The 12,747-nt window shown below is 44.6% G+C and carries 13 protein-coding genes; all 13 read right to left on the reverse strand.

Annotation, left to right across the window (positions count from 1 at the left end; all coding sequences use genetic code 11):
• Positions 1 to 86: 86 nt before the first annotated feature.
• Positions 87 to 1,055, reverse strand: a complete 969-nt coding sequence (locus K7887_RS19270) for a gluconeogenesis factor YvcK family protein (RefSeq protein ID WP_223491229.1) — start codon at positions 1,053 to 1,055, stop codon at positions 87 to 89.
• Complete coding sequence (gene rapZ, locus K7887_RS19275; protein ID WP_148979173.1) at positions 1,055 to 1,945, reverse strand: RNase adapter RapZ; 891 nt, start codon at positions 1,943 to 1,945, stop codon at positions 1,055 to 1,057. Before rapZ ends, K7887_RS19270 begins: the two co-directional genes overlap by 1 nt.
• 27 nt (positions 1,946 to 1,972) lie before the next feature.
• Entirely contained in the window at positions 1,973 to 2,431 is a 459-nt protein-coding gene (locus K7887_RS19280) for an 8-oxo-dGTP diphosphatase (RefSeq protein WP_223491230.1), read from the reverse strand.
• A 912-nt stretch (positions 2,432 to 3,343) separates the two neighbouring features.
• Complete coding sequence (gene trxB, locus K7887_RS19285; protein WP_223491231.1) at positions 3,344 to 4,300, reverse strand: thioredoxin-disulfide reductase; 957 nt, start codon at positions 4,298 to 4,300, stop codon at positions 3,344 to 3,346.
• Positions 4,301 to 4,490: 190 nt separating this feature from the next.
• The gene (locus tag K7887_RS19290) at positions 4,491 to 5,918 is read right to left on the reverse strand and encodes a tetratricopeptide repeat protein (RefSeq protein ID WP_223491232.1); all 1,428 of its coding nucleotides are present in this window, start codon (positions 5,916 to 5,918) and stop codon (positions 4,491 to 4,493) included.
• A gap of 144 nt (positions 5,919 to 6,062) precedes the next feature.
• Complete coding sequence (hisIE, locus tag K7887_RS19295) at positions 6,063 to 6,737, reverse strand: bifunctional phosphoribosyl-AMP cyclohydrolase/phosphoribosyl-ATP diphosphatase HisIE (protein WP_399208755.1); 675 nt, start codon at positions 6,735 to 6,737, stop codon at positions 6,063 to 6,065.
• Positions 6,734 to 7,492 carry an imidazole glycerol phosphate synthase subunit HisF gene (hisF, locus tag K7887_RS19300; RefSeq protein WP_223491233.1) on the reverse strand — a complete coding sequence of 253 codons (759 nt, stop codon included), beginning with the start codon at positions 7,490 to 7,492 and terminating at the stop codon, positions 6,734 to 6,736. The genes hisIE and hisF overlap by 4 nt, the downstream gene beginning before the upstream one ends.
• A complete protein-coding gene (hisA, locus tag K7887_RS19305; RefSeq protein WP_223491234.1) occupies positions 7,493 to 8,221 on the reverse strand; it encodes a 1-(5-phosphoribosyl)-5-[(5-phosphoribosylamino)methylideneamino]imidazole-4-carboxamide isomerase in 729 nt (242 codons plus the stop codon).
• A 1-nt stretch (position 8,222) separates the two neighbouring features.
• Complete coding sequence (gene hisH, locus K7887_RS19310) at positions 8,223 to 8,855, reverse strand: imidazole glycerol phosphate synthase subunit HisH (protein ID WP_223491235.1); 633 nt, start codon at positions 8,853 to 8,855, stop codon at positions 8,223 to 8,225.
• A 3-nt stretch (positions 8,856 to 8,858) separates the two neighbouring features.
• Positions 8,859 to 9,446, reverse strand: a complete 588-nt coding sequence (gene hisB / locus K7887_RS19315; RefSeq protein WP_223491236.1) for an imidazoleglycerol-phosphate dehydratase HisB — start codon at positions 9,444 to 9,446, stop codon at positions 8,859 to 8,861.
• Between the two features lie 12 nt (positions 9,447 to 9,458).
• The gene (gene hisD / locus K7887_RS19320) at positions 9,459 to 10,736 is read right to left on the reverse strand and encodes a histidinol dehydrogenase (protein ID WP_223491237.1); all 1,278 of its coding nucleotides are present in this window, start codon (positions 10,734 to 10,736) and stop codon (positions 9,459 to 9,461) included.
• A 5-nt stretch (positions 10,737 to 10,741) separates the two neighbouring features.
• Positions 10,742 to 11,371: an ATP phosphoribosyltransferase gene (gene hisG / locus K7887_RS19325; protein WP_168862829.1), complete on the reverse strand. Its 630-nt coding sequence runs from the start codon at positions 11,369 to 11,371 to the stop codon at positions 10,742 to 10,744.
• The gene (locus tag K7887_RS19330) at positions 11,368 to 12,561 is read right to left on the reverse strand and encodes an ATP phosphoribosyltransferase regulatory subunit (RefSeq protein WP_223491238.1); all 1,194 of its coding nucleotides are present in this window, start codon (positions 12,559 to 12,561) and stop codon (positions 11,368 to 11,370) included. The genes hisG and K7887_RS19330 overlap by 4 nt, the downstream gene beginning before the upstream one ends.
• Positions 12,562 to 12,747 lie beyond the last annotated feature (186 nt).

A 12,747-nucleotide genomic window follows, 5' to 3' on the forward strand; every position in this document is an offset into this window, starting at 1 on the left:
TTTTCACCTCCATTGTGAAAGTACTTGGTGTCTGCGAGGTGATGAAACCTTATCCCCTTACCACCAGCAATGATTCCGTTTGCATCCTAATTTTCGTCCAATTTTATCATGGAGTACAATAGCGCCGCTACCTTTTGGGTGTCATGACGTATCACTCCATCTTCGTATCGGATGATTTTATCATGGACGATTTCAAGTCCTAAATTAGACAAGGCGGCAATATCATATACAACAGGAGTTGCATATTCTTTTTTATAGCGAAGGGCTATTTCATCAGGAATTCCTTCTTCATTTACAAGAATGGTATCCATGAAACGGCAGCCCAAATGGTCATAGAGTGCCTTAACATGATCACTTGCCGTGTATTCGAGCGTTTCACCGGCTTGCGTCATGACATTACATATATACACTTTTTTGGCGTGCGCGTTACACACAGCTTCTCCTATTTTCGGAACAAGAAGGTTTGGCAGGATGCTGGTATAAAGACTTCCAGGGCCGACAATGATTAGATCTGCCCTTTCTATCTCTTCCACTGACTCTTGCAAAGGCTCCACTTTATCCGGGGTTAGGAACACGCGCTTTATTTTCTGCCCGTTTGCCGGGATCTTAGATTCACCCGTAACAATCGATCCATCTTCCATTTCCGCATGTAAAATAACACTTTGGTTGGCGGCAGGAAGAACTTTGCCTCGAACGTTCAACACTTTGCTCATCTCACGAATGGCATGGACAAAGTCACCTGTGATGGTCGTCATCGCTGCTAAGAGCAAGTTACCGAGTGAATGCCCTGAAAGTCCGTTGCCTGTTGCAAAACGATGCTGGAAGAGATCCTCAATCAACGGCTCCACATCTGATAAGGCGGCAAGCACGTTTCTGACATCTCCAGGCGGTGGAATATGAAGTTCATCGCGCAATCTGCCTGAGCTCCCACCGTCATCGGCAACTGTCACAACCGCGGTAATATCCACATCATAGTGCTTGAGGCCACGGAGTAAAACAGGCAGTCCGGTTCCTCCTCCTATGATGACGATTTTAGGTACTTTTTGACGTCTCATCAGTGTTTACCCTTCCGTTTCTCAATATCTCGGTGTGTTAGGAGTGTATCATACTCATCCTTGAAATGCTTGGCAAAATACTCTGCCAAGGTTACAGAACGGTGCTGCCCTCCCGTACATCCGATTGCAAGGACCAGCTGGCTCTTTCCTTCCCGCTTGTAGTAAGGAAGCATGAAAGTCAACAAATCCGTAAGCTTTTCTATAAATTTCTGTGTTTCTGTCCACTTCAACACATAGGAAGAAACCTCTTCATCAAGCCCCGTCATCGGTCTCATATGGTCAATATAATGAGGATTTGGTAAAAAGCGTACATCAAACACAAGATCTGCATCTATAGGAAGTCCATATTTAAAACCGAAGGAAACGACATTCAATTTAAAAGTCTGTTTGGAGTGTGTGGCAAATTGTTTGAGGATTTTCTCTCTAAGTTCACGTGGCTTTAAGTTGGAAGTGTCCAAAATCAGTTGGGCACGGCCTTTCAGCTCTTCTAACAACTCGCGTTCATGTTCGATCCCTTCAAGCGGCAAGCCTGATTTTGCCAATGGATGCGATCTTCTTGTTTCTTTATAACGTGTCACTAGAACAGAATCCTTGGCATCAAGGAATAAAATTTGCGGTGTCACCCATGATAATTCCGAAATATCATCTAGCGCTTCAAACAGGCTGTCAAAAAATTCACGGCCGCGTAAATCCATTACCAACGCCACTTTATTCATCTTATTGCCTGACTCCTCCATCAGCTCCAAAAACTTTGGTAGTAAAGTCGGCGGCAAATTATCGACACAGAAAAATCCGAGATCCTCTAAACTCTGAATGGCCACTGTTTTCCCGGCTCCACTCATTCCAGTGATAATAACTAATTCTACATCACTGCTCGTACCTGTACTCATGTTTCTTCCACTCCCTTTATTGTCTAATCAGTTCGGATCAAGACGGTAGGACAATAGTTCAAAATCCGGCGTATAGGTAAACGTTCCAAAAATCATGCCAGATCCTTTAATAAGGTAATCAAGAATATGAAAATCGCCAGGTGCCATTGGAAGCTTTGCGATATCTTCCTGCTTATGCCACTCGATTTTTCCTTCTTCCGATTCTTTCACATTTTGTCCGTCATACTCCGTTGCAAGGAATGTGAACATCATCCATTCGGATACGATATCCTTGCCTTCTTTTATCACAAATGTAAAAACACCCTTTAGGGCAGGATTTTTTAAGTAAATGCCAGTTTCTTCACGATATTCGCGCACGACCGTATCTTTAACTGATTCTCCGTGCTCCATTTTTCCACCAGGTGCAACCCACCATCCACGACGCGGCTTTTGCAATAGTAGCACTTGGTCATCTTTCACTAGCACACAATTTGTTACTCTTTGCATGGTTACAACCCCTTTTGAGCTTGGCTGATTGAATTTTATATCTCTAATGCTGTTTGCGGAAATCAACAACGGCGTAAAAATTAAAACTAGCCAAGTGTATCATTTTTTATTTTACAGCAAAAGCATTGAATAAGACACAGTAAAGTTCTACAAAATAGCGAACTCTGTGTCAGGATTTCTTACAGGTATCGATTCCAGTTTGGGAATAGTCACTTGTAAACGCTTTACTTTTTAAGTATATCATAGCTCTCTTGGGTATAGTAAACAAGCTGTAATGGGTGGTGGTTTGTGAGGGGGCCCTTATTGGGGAATTCGGTTCTATAGTACTTTTCCGCTTGGAGATCACTTGCTTGGGGCGTATAGAGCGAATCTATCTGACTTTTCGAATTAAAAATCCCTCGCTTCGGGCGTATAGAACGTCTCTATATGACCTTTCTTCTTAAAATCCACTTGCTTCGGGCGTATAGAACGCTTCTATTTGACCTTTCCACTTGAAAATCACTTGCTTCGGGCGTATAGAACGCTTCTATTTGACCTTTCTGCCTGAATACCACTTCCTTCGGGCGTATAGAACGCTTCTATTTGACCTTTTGACTTGAAAACCACTCGCTTCGGGCGTATAGAACGTCTCTATATGACCTTTCCACTTAAAATGCATCAGCTTCGGGTGTATAGACAAGGGCATACAGCATTCCACACGAAAAAAAGACATAAAAAAAGGACACGGGAAAAAGGGAACCCGTGTCATCCACTATATTTATAAAAGGGGGTCAATTACTATTTATATAATAACCGATTATTGTTTCAAAGCTGTTACAGATGCGTTAAGGCGCAGTTACGTTTTGGTTAAAGGAAGATTTCGACAATCCCCTTTATAGTTCGACATACCTAGCATCCCTATCCTTTAGCCCATTATTTTGCTGCGTTCGCTTTTAACTCCTCAACAAGTTCTTCTATATAATGTTGAGCACTTTGAGCAGCGATGCTTCCGTCACCTGTTGCCGTAACAATTTGGCGTAGAGTTTTCTCGCGAATATCTCCCGCTGCAAAAATACCAGGGACTTTTGTTTCCATGCGTTCGTTTGTTTCAATGTACCCCATGTCGTTTGTGATCCCAAGGTTTAAGAACGGCTTCGTTAGTGGAAGCATTCCTACATAGATGAAAACGCCGTCTGTCTTGAATTCTTGCTCTTCGCCATCTTTTGTGCTGACAAGTGTCACACTGCCAACCTTGCCGTCTTTTTCGTTAATTTCTTTAACGGTGTTGCTCCAGATGAAGTCAATTTTGTCGTTGTCAAATGCACGTTGCTGAAGGATCTTTTGCGCACGAAGCTCATCGCGACGGTGAACAATCGTCACTTTGGATGCAAAGCGAGTCAGGTAAACACCCTCTTCTACAGCAGAGTCCCCTCCACCAACAACAACTAATTCTTTATTTTTGAAAAACGCTCCGTCACATACTGCACAGTAGGAAACCCCACGTCCGCCAAGCTCTTTTTCACCAGGTACGCCGATTTTTTTGTATTCAGCTCCACTTGAAATGATAACCGTGCGACCTTTGTAAGACTTGCTTCCTGCGTTCACTGTTTTATATTCTTTTCCATCGATTACTTCTTTAACGTCACCATATGCATATTCTGCACCGAATTTCTTCGCATGCTCGAACATTTTAGTGGAAAGCTCAGGGCCTAAAATATGGTCAAATCCAGGGTAGTTTTCAACTTCCTCTGTATTTGCCATCTGCCCGCCAGGCATTCCGCGTTCAATCATCAACGTGCTCAAATTTGCACGAGATGTGTAAACTGCAGATGTCATTCCCGCAGGTCCAGCTCCGATAATAATCACATCATAAATTTTTTCTTCTGTCATGTTGCCCACTCCTTTAACTCAATTGTTGCTTTTTATGATAACCCTATTTTCATCCAATTTTAGATATATATTTACAGAATACCTTTAAAAGTATTCCCAGTTACTATCCTATATAACATGGCGGTTGTCCGTCCAATTTTTTGCTCATGGGAAAACAGCAAAAAAACCGAGCACCATCTCAGCCCGGTTTTTAAGAAAGTAGATCTTCTACTTTTTTAATATATTTTCTTAACGTGCTTGCGGAAACTTCATATGTTTCCACCAATTCTTTCTGTGTCACAGCATAGCCGTTTCCTTTGCTCCAGACATAGGCAAATGCGGCTGCCCATGCTGGTGCGTTCGTAAAAGTGACAGCTTGTTTTAATGCTCGAGCATATAAATCAAACCATTCTTTTACAATCATATCGGCTTGTTTTGTATTTAATAATGACGCAATTTCATACCCATTCACAACATTTACAGGCACATCTTTTCTATTCAATAAGGCAAACATGGCAAATTCACGGACAGTCGCCGTGACAAAGGATTGTTCCAGAACATTTTTAATCGTGGTCTTGCTTGAAGTACTTGATTGGAAAATATGAAAAAGCTGTTCTGCTTCTTCTTCCTCCACCGTTTTATCTTCTACATGATTCCAAGGCTCTGTTCCTGCCTTTTCAGGATTCATTTCAAGCACTTTTGACCATGCCTGTTCAGCAACAGTGAAACGCTCTGTTTGATAGGCTGCATTTGCCAACCAGAAATAGAACGTCCCGTCCCCTTGGAAACCATTTTTCTGCAAAGAACGCAGCCACTTGTAGGACAACTCGTGTCGACCAATCAACCCGAAAGTCGCTCCAAGTTTATAACGGTGTTCCACCAAAATAGGTGTGACCTTCTCAAGGCGGTTTGCCAGTTCGTTCATTTCCTTCACATTATTTTCATAATGGAAGAACACGAGCAAGTTACAAAGCGCATGCAGATTACCTGGGTTCTTTTCCAGAACTTCTTCCAAGACATCCCGGGCTTCTGTTAAGTTCCCTTTGTAGAAATAGGCTAATGCGAGATTATTATATGCCGACCAGAATTGTGGATACTCCTCGATAATCTCTTCGAGCAGCGCCAACGCTTCATCCAGTTCCCCTTTTTCAAGCAGGCCTCTTGCATTTTCCTGCATCACAATAAGGTGGTCCTGACCATCCACATAATCTTCCGCTTCATCTGCCTCTATTTCCAAAAGATCAATCAAATCCTCGGTGTCCTCGACAAATTCCCCGTCCGGCTCCATCGTCAAATATTCTTCGGCATGCTTTCTAGCCTCTTGAAACAATCCCAAGTAGGCATAGTTGTTGGCCAAAAAATAATGACAATCATGCATGTCCGGTGCCAAATCTTCTATAATATCTTCTAAAAGTTCATTAGAACGCTGATAGTCACCAAGTTCGGTAAGGACAATCGCCAACTGACACATAATAGATGCATCACTAGGTTTCATGGCCTCCGCACGTTGGAGCCATTTTCTTGCCTTATATAAATCCCGCTTCCGATAAGCACGGATTCCTTTTTGAAAAAAATAATCGCCATTCTGCGCAAATGGGATGATCTTCGCAACTTGTTTCACATTCGGATTTTTTCCCATTATAGCCTCCATACAAACTTACTTACCGTTCGTAGTATAACATAAGAGAGGTTGGAAAGAATAGGTGGGAAATTTTGAGGTGTGCTTTATTTGCAAATAAAAAACACTTTCCTAGTTTTAAACTAGAAAAGTGCTGAAACATCGTTATTTTCCCTGTTCATCAGACGGCTTTTTCGTATGCCGCTCCTCTAATACCGCCAACACTTCATCCAAACTCACTTCTTGCTCACGCAATAACACCATCACATGGAAAAAGAGATCGGCAACCTCCCAAGTGAGCTCTGCGCGGTCACGGTTTTTCGCCGCAATAATTACTTCTGCCGCTTCCTCGCCCACTTTCTTCAGAATCTTATCCACACCTTCTTCAAAAAGATAAGTTGTATAAGATCCCGCTGGCTTATCCACAGCACGGGAGGATATGACAGACTCTAAGCGTGATAAAATTGCCGTTGTCTCTGAAGCCGAGGCACCGACTTGACCAGCCACATCAGATTCCGTCCCCAACACCACTTCATGAAAACAAGTCTTCTCACCCGTATGACATGCCGGACCATTCGGCTCCACCAACACGAGCACCGCATCCTGATCACAGTCATAACGCATTTCTACCACACGCTGCGTATTACCGGAAGTCGCCCCCTTATGCCAAAGCTCCGCACGGGAACGGCTCCAAAACCATGTCTCCCGAGTCTCGACCGTTTTCACGAGTGACTCTCCGTTCATATATGCCAGTGTCAGCACTTCCTTCGTAGAAACATCCTGCACAATCGCTGGGACAAGCCCTTTTTCATCAAACTTCACCGCTTCTAAATTGATCATCGAACCTGCACCCCTTTCTCTTTTAAATAGCTTTTCACTTCTTTTACACTCGTTTCTTTGTAGTGAAAAATGGAGGCTGCTAATGCTGCATCAGCAGCTCCTTCTTCAAACGCATCCAGAAAATGAGAAGCTTCGCCAGCTCCACCAGAGGCGATGACAGGAACCGAGACAGCCGAACTTACCGCCTTAGTCAAAGCAAGGTTGAAGCCTTTTTTCTCTCCATCACTGTCCATGCTTGTCAGCAAAATTTCTCCGGCTCCCAATTTGACAGCTTCTTGTGCCCATTTCACCACTTCCCAATCGGTTTCCCTGCGTCCGCCATGCGTATACACTCTCCAAGAACCGAGGCTCTCGTCATACTTAGCGTCAATCGCGACAACGATGCATTGCGAGCCAAAGTAATCCGCACCTGCCTGGATCAAGTAAGGATTGAGCAAAGCCGCCGTATTCAATGAAACCTTATCCGCACCTGCACGCAACAACCTCTTCATGTCATCAATAGAGTTGATGCCGCCGCCGACTGTGAATGGAATCGCTAATTTTGCAGCAACCTGTTCAACAACATCCACCATCGTTTCACGTCCTTCATGGGAGGCAGAAATATCAAGGAACACCAGTTCATCTGCACCTTCTTCATCATAACAGGCAGCAAGCTCGACCGGGTCACCTGCATCTCGGAGCTCGACAAACTGAACCCCCTTCACAACCCGTCCTTCTTTTACATCCAGACAAGGAATGATTCGTTTCGTTAGCATTTATTTCACCTCTTCCAATGCACGAGCGAGATTGATTTTTTCCGTGTAGATGGCTTTTCCAACAATGGAACCTGTCACCCCATCGTCGGCAAATTCACGAAGTGCCAACAAATCATCCACAGAGCTCACTCCTCCAGAAGCAATAACAGAAGCACCAGTCACACGAGCAAGTTCAACCGTTGCATCAACATTCGGTCCCGATAGCATGCCGTCTGTTGCGATGTCTGTGAAAATGAATGTTTCCGCTCCTGCATCCGCCAGCTGTTTTCCAAGCACGGTAGCTTTCACAGTCGATGTTTCCACCCAACCTTCTGTTGCCACATATCCATCCTTGGCATCCAGTCCAATGGCAATTTTAGCACCATATTTCGCAAGCATCGCCTTCACAAAACCCGGATCATTTATCGCAGCACTTCCTAAAATCACTCGGTCTACACCGTTTTCCAAGTAGCGCTCCACGTCCTCTGCAGTACGGATTCCCCCGCCAATCTGGACTTTCGCCGGCAGCTCGCTTGCTACCTGTAGCACAAAACTGTCATTGACTGGTGAGCCAGCCTTGGCTCCATCAAGATCCACCATATGAATCCACTCCGCCCCTTGCTCCACAAACGTTTTCGCCATATCAAACGGGGAGTCACCGTATACCGTTTCCTTACTATAATCGCCCTGCAGCAGACGAACACATTTTCCTCCGCGCATATCGATAGCCGGATAAATGGTAAAACTCATATTATCGCTCCTCTTCCTTCACAAGGTTTACAAAGTTTTTCAAAATCGCCAAGCCGACATTGCTGCTTTTTTCCGGGTGAAACTGTGTTCCAAACACATTCCCGCGTCCCACCACAGCCGGCACCTGCACATCATATGTACTGCTTGCCAATAGCTCCGCTTCAGCAAAATCTTTTACATAGTAGGAATGTACAAAGTAAACATAATCCTCTGTCACACCTTCTAAAAGCGGAGATGCCTGTTGAAATTCAAGCTTGTTCCATCCCATATGTGGGACCTTGTACGATGCACCTTCCCCTGTAACTCCAGGAAAGCGTTCGACCTTGCCTTTTAAAAGAGACAATCCTTCTGTTACGCCGTTTTCTTCACTTTCCTCAAACAACAACTGCATGCCAAGGCAGATTCCAAGCATTTTTTTCCCCCGTGCCACTTCCTCTTTTATAAATGAATCAAGGCCTGTTTCCTGTAAAATGGACATGGCGTCACGGAACGAGCCGACACCCGGGAGGATAAGTCCTTCCGCTTCAAACAGCACATCCCGGTCATTAGAGATGACATACTCAACATCCATCCGTTCCAATGCCTTGCTGACGCTATATAAATTCCCCATTCCATAATCAATGATGCCAATCATCTTCTATAACATTCCCTTCGTCGATGGTACCCCTTTAACTCTCGGATCAATAGTGGTTGCTTCGTCCAGTGCACGGCCAAGCGCCTTAAATATCGCCTCAATAATGTGATGCGTATTCGTTCCGTAATGCACAATCACATGAAGGTTCATACGCGCCTCTAAAGCAAGCTTCCATAAAAATTCATGAACAAGCTCGGTATCAAACGTGCCGACCTTCTGGCTTGGGAATTCCGCTTTTATTTCAAGATGCGGACGGTTGCTCAGATCTACGACCACTTGTGCAAGCGCCTCATCCATTGGCACAAACGCGTTTCCGTATCGTTTTATCCCCACTTTATCCCCAAGTGCATCTTTTAACGCCTGACCAAGGCAAATTCCGATATCCTCTGTTGTGTGGTGATCATCGATATCCACATCCCCAGTTGCCTGCAAGTCCAAATTAAACTGGCCATGCTTTGTAAAAAGGTCCAGCATATGAGTCATAAACGGAACAGGCGTCTCAAGCTTTGCCGCTCCTTCTCCATCTATTGTAAAAGCAAGCTGTATTTGCGTTTCTTTCGTATTTCTTTCCAAACTAGCTGTTCGTGTCATCAGAATGTCTCCTCACTTTTCCTTGTTAGTAAATCGCGATTCCACTGCACGGGCATGCGCTTCTAAGCCCTCTAAGCGCGCGAACGCCGCAATTTTATCCACATTCTCTTTTAAAGCCTGTTCACTATACATAATCACACTGGATTTTTTCACAAATTCGTCCACAGACAATCCACTGGAAAAGCGTGCTGTCCCATTAGTAGGTAACACATGATTCGGTCCGGCAAAATAATCCCCAACAGGCTCTGAGCTGTATCTTCCCAGGAAAATAGCTCCGGCATGTTTGATATACGGTAGAAGGTTCATCGCCTCGGCTGTCATCACTTCCAAATGCTCGGGCGCCAGTTCATTTACCACACGGAGTGCTTCTTTCATTGTATCTGTTACAAAAATAGTGCCATACGCTTCAATAGACGCTCGCGCTATTGCTTCACGCGGCAATGTGGATAGTTGGTCTTCTACTTCCTGAGCGACCTGTTCCGCAAGTGATGCTGATGTGGTCACGAGCACGCTTGAGGCCCGTTCATCATGCTCAGCCTGAGACAATAAGTCGGCTGCAATCTCATTAGCCCGGGCCGTCTCATCAGCCAACACCACAATTTCACTAGGTCCGGCGATGCTGTCGATATCCACAAGTCCATATACTTCTTTTTTCGCAAGGGCAACAAAGATGTTACCAGGTCCAACGATTTTATCCACAGCCTGAATGGTCTCCGTCCCATAAGCAAGAGCCGCTACAGCTTGTGCTCCACCCACTTTATAGATTTCATCCACACCCAGGATATCCGCTGCCACCAACACTCCTGCCGGCAAAGTACCATCTGCTGAAGGCGGACTCACCATCGCAATACGCTCTACTCCCGCCGCTTGTGCCGGAATAACATTCATCAACACGGAAGACGGATAAGCCGCTTTTCCGCCGGGCACATAGACGCCGACCGCATCAAGTGCTGTTATCTGTTGGCCAAGAATGGTGCCGTCCGGTTTTGTGGATAACCACGACTGTTTGACCTGTTTTTGATGAAAATCGCGGATGTTTTCCGCTGCATTGTGGATAATGTTGATAACTTGTGGAGAAATCTGTTGATAAGCTTCTTGGATTTCTTCTGTTGTCACTTTTAATGTGGATAGCTTCGCACCATCCCATTTTTCAGTATAGGAGAACAGCGCTTGATCACCTTGTTCCTTGACCGTTTGCAGGATCTGAAGCACTGCATCACGTTGTTCTTCCGTTCCTTGGTCAATCGAACGGCGTAAAGATACCGATTCACTCACTTTTTTTATCTTCATCCTTTTTACACCTCTCCAACTACCTCTGCTAATCTATCCACAAGTTCATCTATCTGCTTGTCTTTTAACCTGTAGCTCACAGGATTGACAATCAATCGGGACGTGATATCCACAATTCTCTCAAATTCCACTAATCCATTCTCTTTAAGCGTTCGCCCTGTGGATACAATATCCACAATACGGTCCGACAACCCGATTAACGGGGCTAATTCAATTGACCCGTTTAGTTTCACAATCTCCACCTGTTCCCCTTGCTCGCGATAATAGCTTGAAGCTATTCCCGGATATTTGGTTGCAATTTTAGGAGCCACATCTTTCATTTCCGTACCGGGCAGCCCTGCAACCGCCAAGTAGCATTCACTTATTTTCAAATCAAGCACTTCATAGACATCGCGCTCTTCTTCTAGCATCACGTCTTTGCCGGCAATTCCGACATCTGCCACACCATGCTCCACATATGTGGTCACATCCATCGGCTTTGCTAAAATAAAGCGCATGTTTTCATCTGGAACATCAATAATCAGCTTTCTAGAATCCTCAAGGTCGGGAGGGATTTTATAACCCGCTTGAACAAGCAGTTGAGCCGCTTCTTCAAAAATTCTCCCTTTTGGCATCGCAATCGTCAGTACGCTCATGCTTCGTCGCTCTCCTTTCTAGCTTTTCCAAGGAAAAAGGTCACATCACTGAAAGATGCCGTGCACGCATCGACATTTTCCACACCTGCAATATCCTGAAGGATTACTTTTTCCCCTGCTTCTCTTTTAGAAGTGGCAAATGCGATGGCCTCTTCTCTTCTTTCTTGACTAAACAGAACTCCGTGTATCTTAACCTCCGCCTTCTTCACACCTTTTGCTTCTAAAAGACGGTCTAAATGGATTCCGAAACCTGTTGCCGATTTTTCACGGTTGAACTTCTCAAACAGCTTGTCGTATCTTCCGCCGTTACCAATTGGAAAGCCGATGTTTCCGGCATACGCCTCAAACACGATCCCCGTGTAATAACTCATATGACTGACAATGTTCAAATCAAGCTTCACAAAATCTGTGACACCATAAGCTTCCAACATCGTCCACAGTTGCTCAAGCTCTTGGATCGCTTTTTTACCTGCCTCTCCATCCAGCACTTCTTTTGCAAGTTCAATGTTGGACGAATCTCCTCTTAACGTTAATAAGTTCAAAAGGCGTTTTTTATCAATGGAGGACAAAGACAGGTTTTTCACATGCTCCCGATACCCCACGTAATTTTTTTCATATAAGTATCTTCTTAAGGTTGCCGCACGCTCTTCATTCCCGACTATATCGAGGAAGATCTCCTGCAAGAATCCGATATGGCCAATCGCGACAGTAAACGTCGATAACCCTGTGTTTTTAAGAAGTGCAACAAGCAATGCAATCATCTCGGCATCCGCACTGATAGAACGGTCTCCGATGCACTCCACACCAATTTGCTCAAACTCTGCCGGTCGCCCTGCTTCATTCTGCTGAGCACGAAAAACATTTGCCGAGTAGGCAAGTCGCTGCGGATAGCCTTCATTTAAAAGTCTTGAAGCCGCCACCCTCGCAATTGGTGCTGTCATGTCTGGTCTCAACACAAGTGTATGTCCTTGCTGATCGAGCAGCTTGAACAGTTGCTGATCAAGTATGGCCGATGCTTCGCCTACCGTTTCGTAGTATTCAAGTGTCGGGGTCTCCATAAACTGATAGCCCCATTGACTGATTTCTGCTGTCATGGTGTTTTTGACGTTCTGTTTTGCTTCATATAAGGAAGGAAGCGTGTCCCGCATTCCTAGTGGTTTTTCGAACATGAATAGTTTTGAATTTGACATGTGGATACCCACCTTTTAAAATAATCTGAAATCCTTTAGTTCGCTAATATGGTAACATACTAACAAAATGAAGCTTTTTGGTCAAGTGTTAACGGTCTGGGGTGTGTCTTTCTCTATTTTGGGTAAAAAAAGGCACTTTATCCTTGGACAAAGTGCTTGTAGGGTTGAAAATACTGAATTGAATTT

It is taken from the genome of Sutcliffiella horikoshii (assembly GCF_019931755.1).
GTDB classification, from domain to species: Bacteria; Bacillota; Bacilli; order Bacillales; family Bacillaceae_I; genus Sutcliffiella_A; species Sutcliffiella_A horikoshii_E.

Bases quoted from the DNA above. Each gene is read 5' to 3' on its own strand.
- K7887_RS19270 (WP_223491229.1), bottom strand. From the start codon at position 1,055: ATGAGACGTCAAAAAGTACCTAAAATCGTCATCATAGGAGGAGGAACC.
- rapZ (WP_148979173.1), bottom strand. From the start codon at position 1,945: ATGAGTACAGGTACGAGCAGTGATGTAGAATTAGTTATTATCACTGGA.
- K7887_RS19280 (WP_223491230.1), bottom strand. From the start codon at position 2,431: ATGCAAAGAGTAACAAATTGTGTGCTAGTGAAAGATGACCAAGTGCTA.
- trxB (WP_223491231.1), bottom strand. From the start codon at position 4,300: ATGACAGAAGAAAAAATTTATGATGTGATTATTATCGGAGCTGGACCT.
- K7887_RS19290 (WP_223491232.1), bottom strand. From the start codon at position 5,918: ATGGGAAAAAATCCGAATGTGAAACAAGTTGCGAAGATCATCCCATTT.
- hisIE (WP_399208755.1), bottom strand. From the start codon at position 6,737: ATGATCAATTTAGAAGCGGTGAAGTTTGATGAAAAAGGGCTTGTCCCA.
- hisF (WP_223491233.1), bottom strand. From the start codon at position 7,492: ATGCTAACGAAACGAATCATTCCTTGTCTGGATGTAAAAGAAGGACGG.
- hisA (WP_223491234.1), bottom strand. From the start codon at position 8,221: ATGAGTTTTACCATTTATCCGGCTATCGATATGCGCGGAGGAAAATGT.
- hisH (WP_223491235.1), bottom strand. From the start codon at position 8,855: ATGATTGGCATCATTGATTATGGAATGGGGAATTTATATAGCGTCAGC.
- hisB (WP_223491236.1), bottom strand. From the start codon at position 9,446: ATGACACGAACAGCTAGTTTGGAAAGAAATACGAAAGAAACGCAAATA.
- hisD (WP_223491237.1), bottom strand. From the start codon at position 10,736: ATGAAGATAAAAAAAGTGAGTGAATCGGTATCTTTACGCCGTTCGATT.
- hisG (WP_168862829.1), bottom strand. From the start codon at position 11,371: ATGAGCGTACTGACGATTGCGATGCCAAAAGGGAGAATTTTTGAAGAA.
- K7887_RS19330 (WP_223491238.1), bottom strand. From the start codon at position 12,561: ATGTCAAATTCAAAACTATTCATGTTCGAAAAACCACTAGGAATGCGG.